The 21,644-nt window shown below is 66.7% G+C and carries 16 protein-coding genes; 5 read left to right on the forward strand and 11 right to left on the reverse strand.

Translation table 11 applies throughout. From position 1 onward, the window contains the following. Positions 1 to 515: 515 nt before the first annotated feature. Entirely contained in the window at positions 516 to 1,172 is a 657-nt protein-coding gene (locus RQP53_RS01265; RefSeq protein ID WP_315648157.1) for a LuxR C-terminal-related transcriptional regulator, read from the reverse strand. Between RQP53_RS01265 and RQP53_RS01270 the strand changes: the two genes are divergently transcribed. The 5 genes from RQP53_RS01270 to RQP53_RS01290 all read left to right on the forward strand — a co-directional run bounded on the left by RQP53_RS01270 (position 1,171) and on the right by RQP53_RS01290 (position 9,112). After that, positions 1,171 to 3,090, forward strand: a complete 1,920-nt coding sequence (locus RQP53_RS01270; protein ID WP_315648158.1) for a sensor histidine kinase — start codon at positions 1,171 to 1,173, stop codon at positions 3,088 to 3,090. The two genes, RQP53_RS01265 and RQP53_RS01270, sit on opposite strands and share 2 nt — an antisense overlap. Positions 3,091 to 3,233: 143 nt before the next feature. Continuing rightward, complete coding sequence (locus tag RQP53_RS01275; protein WP_315648159.1) at positions 3,234 to 4,415, forward strand: NAD(P)-binding domain-containing protein; 1,182 nt, start codon at positions 3,234 to 3,236, stop codon at positions 4,413 to 4,415. A 39-nt stretch (positions 4,416 to 4,454) separates the two neighbouring features. Beyond that, positions 4,455 to 7,049: an RND transporter family protein gene (locus RQP53_RS01280; protein ID WP_315648160.1), complete on the forward strand. Its 2,595-nt coding sequence runs from the start codon at positions 4,455 to 4,457 to the stop codon at positions 7,047 to 7,049. Positions 7,050 to 7,052: 3 nt separating this feature from the next. Then, the gene (locus RQP53_RS01285; RefSeq protein ID WP_315648161.1) at positions 7,053 to 7,865 is read left to right on the forward strand and encodes an outer membrane lipoprotein-sorting protein; all 813 of its coding nucleotides are present in this window, start codon (positions 7,053 to 7,055) and stop codon (positions 7,863 to 7,865) included. After that, positions 7,862 to 9,112, forward strand: a complete 1,251-nt coding sequence (locus tag RQP53_RS01290) for a hypothetical protein (protein ID WP_315648163.1) — start codon at positions 7,862 to 7,864, stop codon at positions 9,110 to 9,112. The genes RQP53_RS01285 and RQP53_RS01290 overlap by 4 nt, the downstream gene beginning before the upstream one ends. A gap of 16 nt (positions 9,113 to 9,128) precedes the next feature. Here RQP53_RS01290 and RQP53_RS01295 read toward each other — a convergent pair whose 3' ends face one another. From RQP53_RS01295 to rbfA, 10 genes are all read right to left on the reverse strand, one after another. Next, positions 9,129 to 9,719: a hypothetical protein gene (locus tag RQP53_RS01295; RefSeq protein ID WP_315648164.1), complete on the reverse strand. Its 591-nt coding sequence runs from the start codon at positions 9,717 to 9,719 to the stop codon at positions 9,129 to 9,131. Next, on the reverse strand, positions 9,716 to 10,990 hold the full coding sequence (locus RQP53_RS01300; protein ID WP_315648165.1) for an MFS transporter: 1,275 nt from the start codon (positions 10,988 to 10,990) through the stop codon (positions 9,716 to 9,718). Before RQP53_RS01300 ends, RQP53_RS01295 begins: the two co-directional genes overlap by 4 nt. Before the next feature lie 81 nt (positions 10,991 to 11,071). Continuing rightward, a complete protein-coding gene (locus RQP53_RS01305; protein ID WP_315648166.1) occupies positions 11,072 to 11,443 on the reverse strand; it encodes a hypothetical protein in 372 nt (123 codons plus the stop codon). Between the two features lie 139 nt (positions 11,444 to 11,582). Then, positions 11,583 to 13,886 (reverse strand): M14 family zinc carboxypeptidase, encoded by a 2,304-nt coding sequence (locus RQP53_RS01310; protein ID WP_315648167.1) that lies wholly within the window; start codon positions 13,884 to 13,886, stop codon positions 11,583 to 11,585. 370 nt (positions 13,887 to 14,256) lie between these two features. Then, positions 14,257 to 15,924 (reverse strand): formate--tetrahydrofolate ligase, encoded by a 1,668-nt coding sequence (locus tag RQP53_RS01315; protein WP_315648168.1) that lies wholly within the window; start codon positions 15,922 to 15,924, stop codon positions 14,257 to 14,259. Positions 15,925 to 16,034: 110 nt separating this feature from the next. Next, positions 16,035 to 17,153: an enoyl-CoA hydratase/isomerase family protein gene (locus tag RQP53_RS01320; protein ID WP_315648169.1), complete on the reverse strand. Its 1,119-nt coding sequence runs from the start codon at positions 17,151 to 17,153 to the stop codon at positions 16,035 to 16,037. 28 nt (positions 17,154 to 17,181) lie between these two features. Next, complete coding sequence (locus RQP53_RS01325) at positions 17,182 to 18,078, reverse strand: DMT family transporter (protein WP_315648170.1); 897 nt, start codon at positions 18,076 to 18,078, stop codon at positions 17,182 to 17,184. 159 nt (positions 18,079 to 18,237) lie between these two features. Next, entirely contained in the window at positions 18,238 to 20,070 is a 1,833-nt protein-coding gene (typA, locus tag RQP53_RS01330) for a translational GTPase TypA (protein WP_315648171.1), read from the reverse strand. Positions 20,071 to 20,096: 26 nt separating this feature from the next. Then, positions 20,097 to 21,107, reverse strand: coding sequence for a tRNA pseudouridine(55) synthase TruB (gene truB, locus RQP53_RS01335; protein WP_434064055.1), 1,011 nt, complete (start codon positions 21,105 to 21,107; stop codon positions 20,097 to 20,099). Positions 21,108 to 21,164: 57 nt separating this feature from the next. After that, complete coding sequence (gene rbfA, locus RQP53_RS01340) at positions 21,165 to 21,548, reverse strand: 30S ribosome-binding factor RbfA (RefSeq protein WP_315648172.1); 384 nt, start codon at positions 21,546 to 21,548, stop codon at positions 21,165 to 21,167. Positions 21,549 to 21,644: the final 96 nt, after the last annotated feature.

Consider the following 21,644-nt stretch of genomic DNA (forward strand, 5'->3'; position numbering starts at 1 on the left):
TGCACTGACGGCTGGTAGGCCAAAGTAGAGCGGAACGAACGAAAGCAAAGCTGGGAGTAGACGTCGCATGCAATTGCCCGGTAGCAGGGGGAGTGTTGTCAATGTTAGCGAGCAGAAAGATGCAGACGCTTGACCTAGCAACACGAGGCAAGGTCACCGGCACGCCAGGCACGCGCCTGGGCGCTGTTCGCCCGATTGGTCGGGGGTAGGTACGGGGCCCCGCTGGCGAACGCCGGTAGACCCGCCCTACCCCGATTTGCCGGTCACGCCCTGGCAGTCCAGAACTGCGTTGGACCGACTACGGGCAGGGCACACGGGCCATGTGTAGGGCATCGCAAGCGCACGGCCAACTACACACCAGTTACACACAGCTCCCCGCTAGGCCCCGTATTTCCTAGCTTTGCCGTCCAGTCGAGCATGGGCGCGACCGAGAGGCGCCAGGGGTTCGGGGTCGTTGTCGTTTCTTGCACCGACGGATTATCCCAAAGGAAGATCTGCCACCGCGCGGCAGCCCGTCACGGCGCCGGCGATTCCGTCTCCAGCAGCTTCAGCGCGTAGACCTTCTTGACCAGCTGCGTGACGTTGTTGACCTCCATCTTGCGCATCAGGTTCTCGCGGTGCTTGTCCACCGTCTTGGGCGAAAGGCTGAGGTTCACGGCGATCTCGCTATTGGACAGGCCGTCGTAGATCAGCTTCATCACCTGCAGCTCGCGTGGCGTCAAGGCCAGCGAGGCCTGCTCGATGCGCTGCTGCACCGCCTCGGTGACCACCTTGCCGCCCGCCAGCACCATGCGCAGGCTGGCCAGCAATTCCTCGCCGCTGCCCTGCTTGAGCAGCACCGCATCGGCGCCCAGATCAACCAGCTGGCGCAAGAGCAGCGGCGACTGCGCGCCGGTCAGCATGACGATCTTCAGCTCTGGATAGCGCTGGCGGAAATAGCCCAGCAGCGCGGCGGTATCGCCGCCAGGCATGTGGTAGTCCAGCAGCAAGAGCTCGGGCTGCAGGCTTTGCACCAGGCTTTTCAGCTCGGTCAGGCCATCAGTCTCGGCAACAATCTGCAGCTCGGGCAGGCTGGCCTGCAAGAGCAGCTTCAGCCCCTCGCGAAAGATCAGGTGATCATCGGCGAGAAGAACCTTGATCGGGGCCGTGCTTGTGGGTGTGTGGACTGCCATGGTGAAACTGCTGGGCCGGCTGCTGCCGGCGCTGCTGGCATTTTATGGGCTGGGCCCGATGGCCATGGCGCAGGCGCCGCTGGCTACCAACACCCCGGCGTGCGAGATCAGCGCCGAGCTCGAACGGCTGAGCCTGCGCGGCTGCAGCGAAGACAGCGTCGCCCCCCCGCTGCTCAAGCCCTTCACCGCCAACGCGACGCCGCATCGGTTGCTGATCCGGCTGCAGGTGCGCGGCAGCGCCGGGGCGGACACCGTCAACGGCCTGCTCAGCCTCGGGGTGCCCGACGCCTTCGAGCTGCGCGGTTGGTTGATTGACGCCGCCGGCCACCGCCAGGCGCTGCCCGAGCTGGACGAGCAATCGCACTACCGCGACCGACCGGTCGCCAGCCCGCGCCTCTACCTGCCGCTGGCTTTGCCCCCAGGCGCGCAAGCGATCGAGCTGCACTACCGCATCCAGGGTCAGGGCCGACTGCAACCGCAATGGCTGAGCCGCGCCGCGATGGAAGCCGATGGCACGGCCGACGATGTGATCAATGGCGCCATCACCGGCATCATGTTGACGCTGTTCGGCGTGGTGATGGTCTATCGCTATGTTGGCGGTTCCAGCGCCTACATCGCCTATGCCGCGCTGCTGCTCAGCGAGCTGCTGATCCTGGTGCAGGCCGAGGGCTATGGCTTTGCCTTTTTCTGGCCCGACGCGCCGCGCTGGAACGCGGCCGCCCCGCCCGCATTCACCACGCTGGTGATGGCGTTTCATGCGCTGTTCGCGGTCACCTTTCTGCAGCTTCGCCAGCGCTATCCGCGCCTCTACCGCGCCCATCAACTGGGCCTCGTGCTGCTGGCCCTGAACCTGCTGCAATGGGGCCATGAAAGCATGGCCGGCGCGCTGGTGCTGTGGACGCTGGCCTATTCGGCGCTGGCACTCAGCACCGGCTGGCGCGCCGCACTGGACCGCGTGCCCGGCGCCCCGCTCTATCTGCTTGGTGCCAGCGCGCTGATCGTCTTTGGCTTCCTGCTCTTCCTGCTGGGCGTGATCGGCCTCAACCCCTTCCCGGCGATCAATTTCTTCCACTACCCAAAGTTCGCCCTGCTGCTGGAGGCCGGCTTCTTCTCCGCAGCGCTGATCAACCGGGTGCGCCAGCATCAGGAGCAGCTGGCCGAGGCCCGCGTGCGCCGGCTGGCCGAGACCGAAGAGTTGCTGCGTGCAGAGGCCGAACGCCGCGCCGCGCTGGAGCAGGCGCAGCAGCAAAGCCTGCAGCTGGCCAGCGCCAGCCACGACATCTCGCAGCCGCTGGCCTCGCTGCGTTTTGCCATCACGGCGCTGAAGGCCAGCAGCGCCCCCGGGGGCGCGGCCCAGCCGATTGCGCTGCACCTGGATCGCACGCTGAGCTATGCCGAGACGCTGCTGAAAGACATCATCAGCGAAACCCGCGATACGCTGCCGGCGCAGCCGGAACGCGTGCCCCTCGGCGCGCTGTTCGAGCAGCTGGCGGCCGAGCACCGCGCGCAGGCCGAGGCCCGCGGCCTGCGGCTGCGCGTGGCGCGCTGCGGCGCCAGCGTCGACGGCTCGGCGCTGATCCTGGCCCGCATCCTCAACAACCTGCTCAGCAATGCGCTGCGCTACACGCCCAGCCATGGCGGGCGGGGTCAGGTCTTGCTGGGTGCAAGGCGGCGCGCTGGCGGCATCGAGCTGCAGGTGCTGGACACCGGCCCGGGCCTGCTGCCCACGCAGCTGCAAACGCTGATGCAGCCCTTCCGCCAGGGCGAGCAGGCGGCCAGCCAGGGCTTTGGCCTGGGGCTGTTCATCGTCAAGTCGCTGTGCGAGCAAGGCGGCTTTCGCTTCAGCGTGCGCTCAGAGCTGAATCGCGGCAGCTGCTTCGCGGTCTTCATTCCAAGCAACTCTCCAGTTGTGAACTAGTTCGCGAACCGCCCCCGCGCCTGCGGGGGCCGCCACGCCAACTACGGTGCTTACCGTATCGGCCGAATCGGCGCCGATTCCTAGCATGCGAAGCAGTTCAACCCATGGGCCGGTTCGCCGGCTCCAGCGAAGGAATCTGCCCCATGCTCGCAACCCTCTGGCGTGCTCTCCTGGCCGTCTGCGATGTTCGCCGCGCGCTGCGCCTCTTGACCGACAAGCCGCGTCTGGACGTCGTCTTCGTCACCAATATCCGCGACGAGGCCGAGCGCCGCCGCTTCTTCAGCGCCTCGGCCAACCGCATGCAACATGCCAGCGGCCCACGCATGCATCTGGGCGGCGTGGCGGCGCAGGTGCGCGGCATCAACTTCACCGCCGAGGAGATGGTCAGCCGGGAGGGCCGCAAGAAGGCCAAGCTGGTCTTCATCGAGGCGGTCAAGTGGGCCGAGGCGCAAGGCGCTCGAGTCGTCTTGCTGGCGGCTTCGACCAAACGGCTGTTCGGCCGCGATGGTGCCGAGCTGAAGGCGCTGTTTCCCAAGCTGGTCTTCACCATCGGTGACAACGGCACGGCGCAGCTGCTCTGCGCGGACATCGACCGCGCCATCGAACAAAGCGGCCTGAAGCGCCTGCGCCCGCGCATCCTGGTGATCGGCCCCTACGGCATCCTCGGCTCGGCGGTCTCGCGCCATCTGATGAAGGCCGGCCATGAGGTCGTCGGCTTCGGCAGCACGCCCAAGCTGCTGAACGACTTTGCCGCCGAGACTGGCATGAAGGTCTGCCACGAGCTGCGTGAGGCCGGCCATTTCGACATGGTCGTCGCCTGCACCCACAGCGCCGAGGCCAAGCTGACGCTGGAGCAAGTGCAATGGCTGCGCCGCGCACAGCGCAAGCTGCTCGTCGTCGACGTTGCCGAGCCGGCCAATCTGGACGCGCCGACCTACGCCCGCTGCCGCAGCGCCGTGCTGCGCCAGGACGCCGGCAACGGCCATTCGCCGCTGCTGCGCTATGTGGCCGGGCCGCTGAGCTGGAGCAAGCTGCAGCTCTCGCGCGGCACGGTGTTCGGCTGCTTTGCCGAAGCGATGGCGCTGTATCACGCGATCTATCGCGAACACAGCCCAGTGGCACTGACGCGCGACTGGTTCGTCGTTGACGAGCGCAACACCGCGCTGGTGCGCGAGGCCTTTGCCTCGCTGCAGATCGGCCTGCCGGCACCGCATTGCTTCGGTCGCCCGGTACACAGCTTTGACCTGAAACAGCAGCGGCCCGAGTTGCCGAAGCAACCGGCCTTGCTGGGCCAAGGCAGCAGCAGCTCGAACAGCAGTTTCTGACCGCGCCCCGCCCTGCGCAGACATCCCCCGAGAAGTCCCATGAATCGATCACTCAGCCACAACGCCGCACGCGCGATCTGCGTGCTGGCCCTGCTCATCACCGCCTGGTTTGCGCTCCTGAACCTGCGCGTGCCCAGCGCCGGCATCGTCCAGGACGCCCTGCTGGATCACAGCAATCGCTACGACCAGTGGCAACGCGATGCCGCCAGCATCAAGAGCATCAACAAAGGCGACACCCTGTCCTTTGTGCTCGCCTTCCCCGGCGGCATCGATGGCGCCGGCATGGCGCAGATCGTGCGCATGAGCGAGGAGGTTCGCGCCCTGTTTCCCGAAGCCACGGTCTGGAGCCTGTCCAGCAATGCGGTCGACTACCGCGTGCAGGACGGCCAGCTGCAGAGCAGCCCCTACCTCGGCAAGAGCCTGTTCAGCGGCGACGGCCAGCTGCGCAGCGACTTCACCTTGGCGCGCTGGAAGCAGGCCGTCAAGGACGACGCCAGCATCTACGGCACGCTGATCGGCCGCGAGTTCGACTACGCGCAGATCTTCGTCTTCCTGCCCGAGGACTACAGCGAGCAAGGAATCGTCGACCGCGTCGCTCAATACCTGGAGCAGCGCCCGATTTCGCAGCTGGAATGGCTGCTCTACAAGGGCGATATCAAACCGGCCAAGGCCTATGCCAATGTCAGCCTGGGCGGCTGGTCTGTGGCGCGCGGCCTGATGCATTACGCGCTGATCTCCGACGTGATGTTTTATTCGACCACCGGCCTTTTGATCGCCACGCTGGCCGCGGTGTTCTCGCTGGGCTCCTGGCGGCAGGCGTTGCAGGTCACCGGCGTGATCTTCGTCTCCTTTGTGCTGGTGCGCGGCAGCATCCCGCTGCTGGCCGATCTGGGCCTGAGCTTCTACGGTCAGCCGGTCTATGAGCGGGTGTACTTCCTGCTCGTGCTGTCGGCGCTGATCGTCTCCGGCATCTCCTTCAATGTTCGCGCCTTCGAGGCCTTCAACGATGTCTGGGCCGAACATCCCGAGCTCGATCGCGCCACGCTGTGGCGGCTGACCGCCCCGATTGCCGTCAAGCTCAATGTGGTGGCGGCGATTGCCGTCCTGAACTTCGCCACGCTGCCGCAGATTGGCATTCGCGGCATTCTGGAGGTCGGCGTGCTGTCGGCGCTGGGCATCGTCATCCAGCGCGTGCTGGTCGTCACCTTGCTGCCGGCCCTGCACATCTGCATCGGCGGCCTGCCCAGCGATGCCAGGCACTCGCGCCTGGCACCCTGGTTCGAGCGCTATAAGCGCCTGATCGACTGGCTGCCACAGCAGGCCTGCCGCCAGCTGCTGGCGATGAGCCCGCGCCGCAGCCTGGGCGTTTCGCTGGCCATCACCGCCAGCGCGCTCACGGCCGCCTTGATCGTTGTCGTGCACGACCTCAGCCAGCGCGACAAATGGATTCTGGTGCAGGAGCGGCCGATCGACTACCTGCCCCACACCATCGTTGATCGCGGCCGCGCGCTCTTGAACCAGCCCGGTGGCGCCGGCTTTGCGCGGCTGAGCTATCTGGTGCTGCCGCGCAGCGAAGGGCATGAACTGGCGGCCAGCGAGGACCCGGCATTCATCGCCCGCGTCCAGGCTTTTCAGCAGCGTGTGGCCGCCCTGCCGGGCGCGATGCCGGTGCGTTCCATCATCGACAAGCTGAGCCAGGTGTCCGCGCGCAGCCCCGATGTCGGCCAGCCCTTGCCAGCCACCCGCCAGCAGGCCCACGAGCTGCTGCAGCTGATGCGCTGGGATCTCGATGGCCCACGACTGGCCGACAATTTCTGGTCCAAGGACGGCTTTGTGATCTACGCCGCCCACGCCGCCGACAACTCGCGCAGCCTGCGTGAATTCGCTGACGCGACGATGCGCGTCGCCGCCGAAGATTTCCCCGATCTGCGTGTGCTGCCCTTCGGCCGCCTGCACACCTATCACCAGACCGACGAGTACATCAGCCAGGGCAAGCCGCTCAATGTGCTGAGCTCCTTCCCGCTGGTCATCGTCATCTGCGCCGGCTGGCTGTGCTGGCACAACCGCCGCCGTGCCAAGGCGCCGCCGCGCGCCCGGCTGCACCCGTTGTGGACGGCGCTGGCCATCAGCCTGCCCTTTCTGTTCGCCTATGCGCTGATCGTCGTGCTGATGGCCTTGCTGGCCATCCCGCTGGACCAGGCCACCGCCTGCGCCACGGCGCTGGGCATCAATGCCGCGATCGACTTCGACATCTATGTGGTGGACGACTTCATGCAAGCGCTGCAGCGCGACGCCAGCCCCGACGAGGCGCTCCACCAGGCGTTGCATGAGCGCGGCCGGGTGACGCTGATCGACGCCAAGCTCAATGCCATCTGCTTCAGCTTCCTGATGCTCTCGCCCTTTCTGCCCATTCAGCGCCTGGGCCTCTTGATGATCGTGATGCTGGCCGCCTGTGCCTTCGGCGCGCTGGTGCTGATGACCGGCGTGCTGCGCAGCTGTGTGCGCCCGCCGCGGCCGCGCCCGGTGCCCGTCGCGCGCGAACTGCCGGCTCCGACCGACAGCAGCTTCGCTGCAGCCGATGCGCAAACCAGCACCACCGCTACCGCCACCACCCTGGCCACCGAAAAGCTCTGAGCCATGAAGACGCCCTATCTCGCCCGCCGTCGGCACTTCCTCACCACGGCCACGGCCCTCGCCTTCACGCTCACTTTCGCCGCCCCCACAAGCCAGGCTGCGGAGCCCGACGCCAGCAGCCTGATCCAGGAGGCTTGGGCGCGCTACCGCCTGGGCGGCGGCACCGAGCAGGAAAGCATCAAGCTGCGCATGGAGCGCCCCAAGCAAGCCGCCGAGCTCAAGCAGCTGAGCCGCTGGACTCGCTTTCAAGCGCACGGCGAGCGGGTGCTGATCCGCTTCAAGGCGCCGCAGGAAGACCGCGGCCTGGCCCTGCTGATCAGCCGCGACAGCAGCGCCGAGCCCAGCCAGATGTGGTTGCGCATGCCGTCCTGGCCACAGGCGCGGCGCATCTCGGCCGATCGCGAGAACCGCTATTTCGGCGGCACCGACCTGAGCTTTGAAGACAACCGCCAGCTGCTCGGCGAGGCCATCGCCGGCTTCCAGTACAAGCTGCTCAAGAGCAGCCCAGAGGCCTGGCAGATCGAGGCCACGCCACGTGAAGGCACGTCCAGCGCCTATGCCAAACGGCGCATCACCGTCAGCGCGGGCAGCCTGGCCGTCACCGAGATCCTGTACTTCGATGCCGAGGGCAGCTTGTTGAAGACCCAGCGCCAGGAGGAGATCAAGCTCGAGCCCAGCGGCCGTTGGCGCGCCGGACGGGTCATTGTTGATAACCACAAGGAGGCGCGGCGCAGCGTGTTCGAGATCGAGCAGCGCCAGTTCGGCGCTGCCCTGCCCGAGCGTCTGTTCAGCCCGGCCGGCATGGTGGAGCCATGAGCTGCGGAGCATTCGCTGGCCCCAAGCCTTGGCTGCTGACGCTGTGCCTGTTGCTAATGGCCGGCCAGGCCTTCGCCGAGGCAGACCTCACCAACGAGACGGAACTGGAGACCGACTCGCTGCTGCAGCTGCGCTTTGGACCTGCCCTGCACGCTGACGCGGGCCAAGAGCAGCTGGCCAGCGCGCAGGCCGGGCTCAGCCTCAAGCGCGCCGCTGGGCATGAGACCTGGCGGTTGCGCCTGCAAGCCGAGGCGCGGCACAGCGATGCCGGCGACCAAGCGAGCGTCGGTGAGGCCTATCTGGCCCATCAGCAAGGCCGCTGGAGCTGGCGCCTGGGCCGCCAACGCTTTGAATGGGCCATCACGGACACCGTCTCGCCCAGTGACCTGCTGAACGCCCGTGATTGGCGCGACCTGAGCCGGCCTCAGAAGCTGGCGCGAACGGCATTCAGCCTGCGCCAGGACAGCGGCGACAGCAGCCTTGAATGGGTGCTGGCGCCCCGTGCCGCCCCGTCCGAACTCCCGGCAGGCGTGTGGGCGCAGCCACTGCCGCCCGGCTTGAGCCAAGCCCCGGTCGACGCCGGCAACTCGCGCTGGACCACGGCCCTGCGCTGGAGCGCCCGGCTGGATGAGCAGGAGTTCAGCCTGGTCGCCTTTCACGGCCAGTCTTACGCACCAATGGCCAGCCTGGCAGCAGCGGCGGACGGCAGGGGCTGGCTGCTGCAACCGCGCCAAGACGGTATGGACGCGCTGAGCCTGGGTCTGACCCGGCCGTTGTGGAGCGGCTCGCTGCTGCGCGCCGAGGCCGCCCTGCTGAACCATCAACGCAGCCAACGCTTTGCCCAATGGGTGATCAGCATCGACCACGAGCGCTTTGCCCCTTTCGCTGCCGACGACAGCCTCTACCTGCTGCTTCAGCTGCAGGGCGAACGGCTCATTGGTGAGCGCCGCGACGCGCCCGCGGGTTGGTGGGACTTTCGTCGTGTGTTTGCCAACAGCCTGATGACGCGGCTGCAGTACAAGCCCGGCGAGCAGTCACGCTGGCAATGGGCGCTGGAGGCCAACTGGCGGCCGCGCCAGGGTGGCACGGCCAGCGAGCACTTTGCCCGCATGAGCCTGACGCGCCAGCTCGGCGAGGGCCTGCAACTCGAACTCAGCGCCACCAGCATCGGCGGGCCGCCGGCCAGCTTCTGGGGCAGCTATGCGCGCCAGGACAGGCTGAGCCTCGCCTTGCAATGGCGGCGCTGATTCTTCTGCGTAGCGCTCACGGGCAGCGCTGCGCTGCGGCCAAACCACGCAGATAGCCACGCCGCACCCAGCCGGCACGCAGGGCGCTGGCGATTTCGCGGTCGCGCTTGTCGGCGCCGCTGAGCCGGCGCAGCCAGCCGCGAAACGGCAGAATGCCCTCGGCCGCGCCGCGCAGGCCGCTGATTGCCGCATCGCCCAGTGCATCGCCGCCGCGCTCCAGCAGGTCACGCTCGCCCTGCACCTCGGGGCTGTCCAGATCGGGGCCGAGCAGATCGTCCAAGACCTGGATGCTCAGCTGCAGCCCGGCGCAGCTGCCATCGCTGGGCGGCGCATAGGGGTGGCGGCGCGCCTCCTGCAGCAACTCAGGTAGCTTCTCGCCGACCAGGTTCAAATCGGACAGCGGCGACGTTGCCGCCTCGCCGATGCGGCTGCCGGCATCGCGCTTGACAGCCGGCCCTGCCGTGGCTGCGTGGCCAGCGCTGGGCGCGCTGGGCGCGCTGGCGGCGGCGCCAGCGGCCTGAGGCGCCGCAGCAGGCGGCTGGTTTGCCGCACAGGCCGACAGCAAGGCTGCGATCAGCACCGCCGCCAGGCCATGGCGCGGGCTCAAGCAAACAGGTGCGGATGCTGCTTTGCGTACCATTCCTTCACCTCCTCGTGATCCAGCGCGAGCATCTCGCGCAAGCCCGGCACCAACAAGAGCCCCAGCGCACTCACCGAGCCGGCCAGACCCAGGCCGATATAGACCGCATCGACCGACGCCCGGGCCAGACCGATGCCGGCCAAGGCCGGCCCCAGCGCGCTGGCGATTTGCAAGGACATCATGCTGACCGCATTCAGCCGCGAACGGAAGTGCGCCGGAATGGCCAGCATCCGGTGCGTCTGTCCAACCAGCACGCCGCAGGAGTTCGCGAAGCCCACGACAAACAGTGCCAGCACGATCACCACGCCCTGAGCGGTCCAACCGGCCAGCGCCAGACCCAGGCCCTGAATCACCGTCGACAAAAACCGTGTCTGGAATCGGCCCAGCCATTTGGCGACCCAGAGATTGCCGCCCAAGGCACCGCTGAGCATGCCCAGCGCCAGTCCGGTCTCAGCCGCGCCCAGCCAGCCGCTGGACAGACCCAGCGACTGCAGCTTCAGCGGCACCAGCATCGAAAAACCAGGCAGGAGGAACACCGTGCCGATCAGCCCCACCAGCGTCCAGCCGCGCTCGACCGGCACCGCCCAGGCCGCCCGAAGGCCCTGCGCCAGTTCGCGCCGCCAGGGGCCACGCGCCGGGCCGTCGGCATGGCCGCTGGCCGCGGGAATGGAACGCACCGCCCAGGCCGCACCCAGCAACAAGCCGCACTGCGCCCACAGCGCCACGCCGGTTCCCAGGCTGACCAGCGCACCGCCCAGCGCCGGGCCCAGCACCCGGCCCAGCGACTGCGCACTGCGCTGCAGGCTGAGCGCCTCGGGCAGCTGCGCGGCTGGCACCAGCTCGGCGGCGATGCTCATCGTCGCCGGCATCAGCACGCCGGAAGCGGCGGCGCCGAGCACGCCCAAGGCCATCACCAGCGCCAGCCGGTAGGCATCAAGCTGGATCATCAGCGCATAGCCGCAGGCGCCCAGTGAAAGCACCATCAGCGAAGCCATCATCAAGCGCTGCTTCGGCCAGCGATCGCCCAGCGGCGACAAGAGCGGCATCAGCAGAAAGGACGCAATGGCGACGACAACGCCATTGAGGGCCAGGTCTTGCCCGCCGCCATGCTGGGCCACCCACCAGGGCACGGCCACATAGCCGACCATCAGCGCCAGCACGGTGGCCACCTCGCTGGCCATCAGCCCCTGCATCGGTCGACCCAGGGCCGTCGCCCGGGCCCGCATCTTCTTGATCAATCCTGCCTCCGTCAGCGGTCGCCCGAGTGGGATGTTCGGCGAGCTCCTCTTGTCGGCGCAGCGTAGCACGAGCGCGCGTGGCTACTGGATCACCGACCAGGCCTCAGCCCAGCGGTCGAGCTCGGCCACCCGGCTCTTCTTGCCGGCAAAGTTCAGCGCCTGGCGGCTCTTGCCGTGCGGCTCCTTCAAGGGCTGCAGCGCCGGCGCCGGCAGCACATAGACGATGGGATAGCTGCGCGCCTCAGCGAAGCGCTTGTAGTTCAGGAGCACGTAGACCGCGTCCTCGCGTGCACTCTCGTCCTCGCTGTTGACCAGCCAGCGGCCGCTGTCAGCCACACCGCGAACAATCAACTCATAGCGGCGCCCGCTGGCGCTCTTGAGCATCAGCTCCGCCCCCTGCATGCCGCCCAGACAGGGCACGACCTCATGGCCCTGGCGGATCAGCTGACTCATGACAAAAAACTCTGCGGCGCGGCTGACCACGCGTTCGGTACTGCTTCGGGACAAACCAGACTCCTCGGCTGCTTGCGGCTCAAAACAAAAACGCCCCCGCCCATGTCCGGCACGGGCGGGGGCGCGATTGTGCAACAAATCAGGGCGTGTAATTCACAGTCAGCTGAGCGTTGCTATAGGCCGCGTAGCCATAGACGCCGATGTACAACCAGCCTGAGGGCGGATTGGCAATCGTGCAGGTCTCGGCATTGGTCGAGCCTTGCTTGCGGCAGCTGTAGCTGCTGCTGGTCGGCTGCGCGCCGGAGCGGGTGAAGAGGTCCAGATCGCCGCTGCCGCCGCTGGTGGCCACCGTCAGGCTGCTCGTGCCGGCCGGCACCGCGACCTTCCAGTAGCGCCAGCTGGCCCGGGCACCGGCGAGTCCCGTCAAGACCTGACCCTTGGCCAGCACGGGCACGCCGTCGTCGCTGAGTTGCAGCAGCTTCGAGGTGCTGGCGCTCTGCCCGTCGTTGTCGGTCACCGTCAGCTGCACCGTGTAGCTGCCGGCAGCGGCGTAGCTGTGGCTGGCGGGTGTACCGTTGCCACTGCTGCCGTCACCGAACTGCCATTGCCGGCCGACGATGCTGCCATCGTCGGTGCTGCGATCATTGAACTGCACGGCAAGGCCATTGACGGTCCAGTCAAAGGCGGCCTGCGGCGGCAGGCCTCCGCCACTGCCGATCTCCAGGAAAACCGCACTGAAGGCGCCCCAGTTGCCGGCGGCGTCGCGGCCGCGCACATAGACGATGTGCCGACCATTGCTCCAGCCGCTGGTATCGAGCTGGCCGCGCACCGCTTCGGCACTGCTGTTGAAGCTGCCATCGGTAGCCGCCAGGGCGATCGCCGTGGCGCCGGCCAGCCACGGTGGCGTGTCGACATAGGCTTCGGCCGCGGCAATGTTCTGGGTCGGCTCGGCACCATTGCTCTGTCTGTAGCGGGTGTCGTCGAGCTGCGCATTCAAGGTCACCGGCGTACCGGCCGTGACCTTGGCAGCAGACAGGCTCAGCTGCGTCACGTCCGGCCCTGCCGGCGTCTGGTATGGCGTGCGTACCACCTTGGCCGCATACATCAGGGCCGGCATATTGCCCGGCAGCAGCGTGTTCGTGTAATAGCTGCACTGTTCGAAGAAGGCCGTGCCCAGCTCGAAGGTGAAGGCCGCCACCCCGAGCTCGCCATAGCTCGGGCCATCGCTGGTGCCGTCGGTCTCATAGAGGTCCAGCGAGCGTTCGGGCGTATGGCCATTGAAGTAGGCGAACTTGCGGCCCAGCGTGGCCAGCTGCTTGTCGTTGCCGGCCACGCTGCCGTTCGTGCCCCAGGGCCAGAGCAGCAAGCGGCCGTGGCTGTGGATGTCCAGATGGATGCCGCTGGTATCGAGCGGTGCGGGGTCGGTGCGATTGGGGCCGCGACGGTCGGTCCACAGCGAGCGGATATAGGCCTCGACCGCACGGGTCTCGGGCTCGGAGGCGGCGCTGGCGCCGCGGTAGGTCTCGTCACAGCTGTTGCCGCTGGAGCCGCTGCCACCGGTGCTGTTCCAGCCGAAGCCGAAGTTGCGATTCAGGTCGGCACCTCGGCTGTTGCTCGTAGCGCCGCAGTAGGCGGTGTTGGTGTTCTTGCGCCACAGGAGGCCGGTCTCGGCCTTCTTGCGACCATCCGGGTTGGTGGCCAGCAGCAGGTGGATCTCGTGGTGATCTAGGATCCAGGTCGCATCGGCATCGACGCCATAGCCGTTGAACAGCTTGCGGGCGAATTCCAGCACCAGCGGCGTGGTCGCGTACTCGCGCGCATGGATGCCGGCGTTGACAAAGAGCTTGGGCTTGGCGCCGGTGATGGCGCTGTTGCTGAGCTTGAGCACACGCAGGTCATAGCCACCGCTGCCGCGGCTCTTTTCCCAGGAGTCGCCAATGTCGATCCAGCTGGCCAGCTGCGGCTTGGCCGTCACCATGGCCTGGGCGGCGCTGAATACCTCTTCGACGGTCGGGTAGCAGCTGTAGCTGGGTATGCCGGCCAGCGCCTGCAAGTCCCCACGCGCCTCGCTGAGCCGCCGCCGCTCGCCGCTCTCCATCCTGGCCTGTTCCAATTGCTGGCTTTCCCAGTGGGCATCGACTTCCAGCCGGAAACCCATGGCACGCAACTCACGCGCCTCGGCATCGTTCACCTGCACGATCAGATAGCCGAGCTCGTAGGGCGAGGCCAGTGTTTCGAAGCGGCTGTGGGCAATCGCCCGGGCCTTGCGAATGTCGTCGAAATGGGCGCGCATCGTTTGACGCGGCGCCGACTCGCGACCGGCGATGGTCGCGTTGCCGACGGCTGGCGGCGCCGTCTGCGCCGAAGCGACCGGCACTGCGCCTTGCAACAAGACGGCCAGCGCACTGGCCATCAGTGCTTGAGAAAAATGTGCTTGCTTCAACTCGATCTCCCGAGCATGAGCAAGCCGCATATCCGGCACCTCCGACACCACCCGGAACTGCAGCGGGGCCGGCCGCTGCACTGCGGCCCGCTCGCGGGCCGCACGCCCATTCGCATCCACGCGGCGAGGGCGGCCCAGGTTCATGAAAGATGCCGCACGGGCCACGCCTTGAGGCGAGGCACCGGGAGGCATCCCGGCAAGTTCCCCTGGTCCGCACGCCGCTGCGGGCGCCGACGCTACCTTGATCTGTTGTTCTGGCTTCGACGTGGCCTCTGTCGAGGCCGGCCGTCGCACTCGGCGCAAGCGCCGTGGCGACGGCGAAGTATCAAGCTTGTTGGCCGCGCTGGCGAGTGTGTGGCTGCAACAGCGTTCAGAACAGGCCGTGGATGCGGCCCTGATCGTCCAGGCCTATCCGTTCGGCCGCCGGCACCTTGGGCAGCCCCGGCATGGTCATGATGTCGCCGCAGATTGCCGTCACAAAGCCGGCGCCGGCATTGAGGCGCAGCTCGCGCACCCGCAGCACATGGCCGATGGGCGCGCCGAGCAGGCTGGCGTCGCTGCTGAACGAGTACTGCGTCTTGGCGATGCAGACCGGCAGATGACCCCAGCCCTGAGCATTCAAGTCCTTCAGCTGCTGCGCCGCGCGCGGCTCGAAGGCCACAGAATCGGCACGGTAGATCTTGCGCGCCACGGCGCTGATCTTGGCTTCCAATGGCTCGGCATCGTCATACAGAAAGCGCGGCGTGCCGGGAGCGTTCTCGCACTGCTGAACGACAGCCTCGGCCAGCGCGGCTGCACCGGCACCGCCCTCGGCCCAGTGGCTGGCCAGCACGCAGCGCACCCCCAAGTCGGTGCAGCAGGCCTCGATCAACGCTATTTCCTCGGCGCTGTCGCTGTCGAAGCGATTGATGGACACGATGGCCGGCAGGCCGTAGTGCTCTTGCACGTTCTCGATATGGCGGCGCAGATTCGCGAGGCCGGACTGCAGCGCCTGCAGTGCTGGCTGGGCAGCGCCACCGCCGTGATGCTTGAGCGCCCGCACGGTGGCCACGATGACGGCACAGGCGGGTTTCAAGCCGCCCTTGCGGCATTTGATATCGATGAACTTCTCGGCGCCCAGATCAGCGCCAAAGCCGGCCTCGGTGACCACATAGTCAGCCAGCTTCAACGCGGCACGCGTCGCCATCAGGCTGTTGCAGCCGTGGGCAATATTGGCAAAGGGCCCGCCGTGGACAAAGGCCGGCGTGCCTTCCAGCGTCTGCACGAGGTTCGGCGACATCGCATCCTTCAGCAGCGCCGCCATCGCGCCATCAGCCTTCAGATCGCGGGCAGTGATGGCCCGCTTGTCAGCGGTGTAGCCGACCACGATATTGCCCAGCCGCTGCTTCAGATCGGCCAGCGAGTCGGCCAGGCAAAGAATGGCCATCACCTCGGACGCGACGACGATGTCAAAACCATCCTCGCGTGGATAGCCATTGCCCGGCCCGCCCAGTGCCACGGTGATCTGGCGCAGGGCGCGGTCGTTCATGTCGACAACACGGCGCCAGCTGATGCGGCGCACGTCGAGGCCCAGCGCATTGCCGTGGTGGATGTGGTTGTCCAGCAGCGCGGCGAGCAGGTTGTTGGCCAGCGCGATCGCATGGAAGTCGCCGGTGAAGTGCAGATTGATGTCCTCCATCGGCACCACCTGGGCATAGCCGCCACCGGCCGCCCCGCCCTTCATGCCGAAGCAGGGACCCAGCGAGGGTTCGCGCAGGCAGATCATCGCCTTCTTGCCGATATGGCTGAGGCCGTCGCCCAGTCCCACCGTCGTCGTCGTCTTGCCTTCGCCAGGGGGCGTTGGCGATATCGCAGTGACCAGCACCAGATGGCCCTGCTGCGGGCGTTCGGCGAGCTGCTGCAGATGGGGCAGGCTGATCTTGGCCTTGTAGTGCCCATAGGGGACCAGGGCGTCTTCGGGGATGCCAAGCCGCTCGGCGGCCAGGGGCAAGATCTTGCGCAGCGTCGCCGCCTGGGCGATCTCGATATCGGTCGGCATTCAGACTCCTCGTGGGCTGCCCTCTTCTGGTGGGCGCACAAACAAAAACGCGGCTGGTCCGGTAGGACCTGCCGCGATTATCTGCCTGCCATGGCCCACTGGGGGTCAGGTCATGCCAGGGCTTTCAAGGGGTGCTGATCTGGCGCCCAGGGGCTCTTGAAAAAGGCCTGAACCAGCTCGGCGCTGACATCCTCGATGCGGGCCGGATTCCAGCGCGGGCTGTGGTCCTTGTCGACCGCCAGCGCGCGAATGCCTTCCACCGTTTCGCTGGCGGCACCGGGGCGCAGGTGGAAGCAGTGATGAACCAGATCGCGCTCCATGCGCAGATCTTCGGCCAGGCTCATGCCGCGAGCCCGGCGCAACTGCTCGAGCGTCACCGCCATCATCAGCGGCGAGCGCTTCAGCAGCGTGGCGTGGGTATGGCGCGACCATTCATCGTCGGCTGCCGCCAGCGAAGCCATGATGGCGGTGACGCTGACATGGCGGAAATGCTGGTCGATGCGGGAGCGCAGTTCCAGGTGATCGGCCGGCGGCGCCAGATCGGCATGTTCCATCACGGTCGCGACCACATGCTCTGCACTGCTTTGCTCGCCATGCCGGAAGGCCTCGATGATCGCCTTCATGGCCGACTGCTGCACGAACACATCGCCCAGTGCCAGTTCGATGGCATCGCCCGCGCCTATCGGCTGCCCGGTCAGCGCCAGCCATTCGCCGACATGGCCCGGGCACTGCGACAGGAACCAGCCGCCGCCCACATCGGGGAACAAGCCAATATTGGTCTCAGGCATCGCGAGCTTGGAGTGCTCGGTCAGCACGCGCAGCTTGGCACCCTGGCTGATGCCCATGCCGCCGCCCATCACCACGCCATCCATCAGCGCGATATAGGGCTTGGGGTAGTGGTGGATCAGGTGGTTGAGCGCGTATTCCTCGGTGAAGAAATCACCCAGCGCGCTGTCGCCGGCCAGTGCCGCCTGATGGAAGAATCGGATGTCGCCGCCGGCGCAGAAGGCAGCCGGCTTGCCTTCACGACCAGCCCCCAGCACCACCACGGCCTGCACGGCGGGTTGAGCCGCCCAGGCCTGCAGCAAGGCAGTCATGTCACGAATCATCGGCAGCGACAGCGCGTTCAAGGCCTGTGCGCGGTTCAGGGTGATCAGTCCGAGACAACCGTTCACCTCGGCCTGAATCAGTCCTTCGGCGCACAGCGGCGGAATCAATGCGGCAGTCATGCCTTCTTACTCCAACTTCTTGTTTGATTTACTCGCGACGGCTGACACCGCTGCGACGCAGGCCCAGCAACTCATTGCCGACGAGCGCGGTCAGCACCATAGCACCACCTGAGAGGGCCGCGGTAGACGGGGCTTCCCCAGCCCCCAGCCAGGCCCACAGCACACCGAACAGCACTTCGAGCAGACCCAGCAGCGCCAGTTCCGGCCCACTGAGCACCTGGCTGAGCCGCACCACCAACAAACAGGGCAGCGCCAGCTGAAACAGGCCCAGACCGGCCAACAAGCCGACGTCGTGCGCCGAAGCCTGCAGGGGCCAAGCCAGTGGCAGCGTGAGCAGCGCGGAGACCAGCGCGCCCAGCAACACGGCCAGCAGCATGTCGCTGCGTTCACCGCCCGCGCGGCTGTCGTGCTGCAGCAGCGTCCAGTTGCAGGCCGCGGCCAGCGGTACGCCCAGCGCCACGCCCATGCCGGCCAGGCTGCCCGGGCCGCCCTGCATCTCATGAGCAAACATCCAAGCAATGCCCGCGCTGCCCAAGGCAATGGCGAGCCAGGTCCGTGCCGGCAGCCGGTGATGAAGGAAGATCCGGGCGAACAAGGCCGTCAGCAGCGGCCCCAACGCCATCGTGACGAGCACATTGGCCACGCTGGTCATCGTCAGCGCCAGCATGAAGGCGGTGTACATCACCGCCCAGCACAACCCCGAGGCCCAGACCTTGCGCGGCGCGCGCAAGACCTGTCCCCACAGCGCCGGGCCACGCAGCACGAGCAAGGCGGCGAGCAGCGACAAGGCATTGAACGCACTGCGCCAGAACGTCACCTCAAAGCTGCGCGCCGCCTCTAGCTGCCGCGTCACCACGCCTGCGGAACTCCACATCAGCGTGACCAGCAGCATCAGAACAACAGCTTTGCGATGGGTCATGGCCATAGAAAAGCGCCCCGAAGGGCGCATCAGATCTTGTAGGCAGGGCCTCTGAATCTCGGGCCGAGCGCCGGGCCGCTCCCAAGCCGGCCCGCCATGGCTTGCGCGAGCAAGCCGTCCCCTCGGGGGACCGCCCAGCGTACCCGCTGGGCGAGGGGCCCACAATTAGGCGGCATTCTCGCGCGCAAACCGCTTGCGCTCATGCTCCGACAGATGGCGCTTGCGCAGACGGATGCTCTTGGGCGTGATCTCGACCAGCTCATCGTCATCGATGAAGTCGACACCGTACTCCAGCGTCAGATCGATGGGCGGCGTGATTTTGATGGCGTCTTCCTTGCCCGAGACGCGGAAGTTGGTCAGCTGCTTGGTTCGCGTGGCGTTGACGACCAGGTCGTTGTCGCGGCTGTGGATGCCGACGATCATGCCTTCATAGACCGGATCGTTCGGCTTCACGAACATGCGACCGCGATCATCCAGCTTGCCCAGCGCATAGGTGAAGATTTCGCCGTCGTCCATGGAGATCAGCACGCCGTTCTTGCGGCCGCCGATTTCGCCCTTGTGGGCTTCGTAGCCGTCGAAGATCGACGAGATCAGGCCCGAACCACGGGTCAGGTTCATGAACTCGTTGGAGAAGCCGATCAGGCCGCGGGCCGGGATGCGGTATTCCAGGCGCACACGGCCATGGCCGTCCGGCTCCATATTGACCAGATCGCCCTTGCGCAGGCCCAGGGCCTGCATCACGCCACCCTGGTGGGTTTCCTCGACGTCGGCGGTGACCAGCTCCATCGGCTCGCACTTGACGCCGTCGATGTCCTTGAACATCACGCGCGGCTTGGACACGGCCAGCTCATAGCCTTCACGGCGCATGTTTTCCAAGAGGATGGTCAGGTGCAGTTCACCACGGCCGCAGACTTCAAAGATACCGTCTTCGTCGGTCTCCTTGACGCGCAGCGCGACGTTGTGTTGCAGCTCTTTCTGCAGACGGTCCCAGATCTGACGGCTGGTGACGTACTTGCCTTCACGGCCGGCCAGCGGGCTGGTGTTGACGCAGAAGTTCATCGTCAGCGTCGGCTCGTCCACCTTCAGCATGGGCAGCGGAGCCGGGTTCAGCGGGTCGGTCACCGTGACGCCGATACCGATGTCCTCGATGCCGTTGATCAGCACGATATTGCCGGGGCCGGCTTCGGTCACTTGCACGCGGTCCAGGCCTTGGAAGGTCAGCACCTGGTTGATGCGGCCGGTGACGGTCTTGCCGTCCGGGCCTTCCATCACGGCCACGTTCATGCCGGGCTTGATCGTGCCCTGGCTGATGCGGCCCACGCCGATGCGGCCGACGAAGGTCGAGAAGTCCAGCGCCGAGATTTGCAGCTGCAGCGCTGCATCCGGATCACCCGATTGCGCCGGCACATGCTTGAGCACGGTGTTGAACAGGGCCGACATATCGGGACCCCATTGCTCGCCCGGCGCACCCTCTTCCAGCGAGGTCCAGCCATTGATGCCAGAGGCGTAGACAACCGGGAAGTCCAGCTGCTCGTCGGTAGCGCCGAGCTTGTCGAACAGGTCGAAGGCGGCGTTGATCACGGCATCGGGCTTGGCGCCGGGCTTGTCGACCTTGTTGACGACGACGATGGGCTTCAGACCCAGCGCCAGCGCCTTCTTGGTGACGAAGCGGGTCTGCGGCATCGGGCCTTCCTGGGCGTCGATCAGCAGCACCACGCCGTCGACCATGGACAGCGCGCGCTCGACCTCACCGCCGAAGTCCGCGTGGCCCGGGGTGTCGACGATGTTGATGTGCGTGCCTTCCCAGCTGACCGCACAGTTTTTGGCCAGGATGGTGATGCCGCGCTCGCGTTCGATGGCGTTGTTGTCCATCACGGTGTCGACGATCTTCTCGTGGTCGGCAAAGGTGCCCGACTGACGCAGCAGCTGGTCAACCATGGTGGTCTTGCCATGGTCCACGTGGGCAATGATGGCAATGTTTCGGATTTGGGTACTCATAACAATCTCGCTTCAGAACTTGTACTTCAGGCCGCCAGGCCAGGCGCGGGCGCCAACAATGACTGCACTTCCTGGGGGCTGAGCAGGCGGTCGGCGATCAACTCGCCGGCAGTGACATGACCGCTGCCCAGAAAGGCGCCCGGCTCGGGTCCGTAGACCCGCACATGGGGCAGATCCGTTGCCGGCCGTGGCAGCAAGCGCCGCCTCAAGCCGGTCAGGAACCGGGCCGCCTCGCTGGCCTCCAGGCGCAGCGCCGGCCACTCCTGCAGCAGCGAGTCGGGCGGCCGCAGCATGTCTTCTCGTTCGGCCTCGGTCATCGCTGCCAGCGCGTCCAAACTGATGGCCTCGCCGATCTGGCAGGGCCCGCTGGCGGTGCGCCGCAGCGCACTCAGATGCGCGCCGCAGCCCAGCAGGCGGCCAATGTCTTCCCCGAGGGTGCGGATATAAGTGCCCTTGCTGCAACGCACGGCAATGCGAAGCTCGTCAGCCTGCCAGGACAGCATGTCAATCGAATGAATCGTCACCTGCCGCGAGGGCCGTTCGATCTCGATGCCGGCGCGGGCATACTCGTACAGCGGTCGGCCTTCATGCTTGAGCGCCGAGTACATCGGCGGCTTCTGCTCGATCAGGCCAAGGAAGCCTGCCAGCACCTGGGCGATCTGCTCGGCTGTCACACTGACCGGCTGGGTGTCCAGCACCTCGCCTTCGGCATCGCCGGTGGTCGTGGTCTGGCCGAGCTTCAGGGTCGCCTCATAGGCCTTGTCGGCGTCCAGGCTGACCTGGCTGAACTTGGTGGCTGCACCAAAGCATAGCGGCAAAAGGCCGGTGGCCAGCGGGTCCAGCGTGCCGGTATGGCCGGCCTTCTCCGCCCGCAGCAGCCATTTGGCCTTCTGCAGCGCGTCGTTGCTGGACAGACCCAGCGGCTTGTCCAACAGCAGCACGCCATGCAGCGGCCGGCGCTGGATGCGCTGGCGCGGCGGGCGTGCGCCGGCCTTCGTCTCGGCTGGAGACGTGGCGGCGGTCGGCGTGCTGGTCAATGGGTCCACGATTTTGTGTTGCGGCTTGGGATGAGTTCAGGCGAGAAGGCCTAGCCTTCAGTCCTCGCGGCTGTCCTCGTCGTCCTTGGCGCGGACCGAATTGGCGCGTGCGATCAGGCTGCTCATCTCGGCCGCGCGCTCGATCGTGCGGTCGTAATGGAAATGCAGCGTCGGCACCGTGTGGATTTGCAGGCGCTTGAACAGACCATTGCGCAGGAAGCCGGCCGCCTCGTTCAGCGCCGCCTCGGATTCGACCGGATCGCCGACCAGCACCGAGAAGAACACCTTGGCGTGGGCGTAGTCCGGCGTCACTTCCACCGCATTGACGGTGGCCATGCCAACACGGGGATCCTTCAGATCACGGATCAACTCGGCCAGATCACGCTGGATCTGGTCGGAAATCCGGAAGGACCGGTTCGGTATCGCACGTTTATGTCGCATAAATCTTCCAAGCCTCCAAAGGCAAACCCCGCCTGAACTGCAAGGCGGGGTTCGTCTGTTGACGCTCCGCCTGGGTGTGGCCCTCGCGGCTGCCTG

Origin of the sequence: Roseateles aquae, assembly GCF_032337115.1 — a bacterium.
Taxonomy (GTDB): domain Bacteria; phylum Pseudomonadota; class Gammaproteobacteria; order Burkholderiales; family Burkholderiaceae_C; genus Roseateles_C; species Roseateles_C aquae.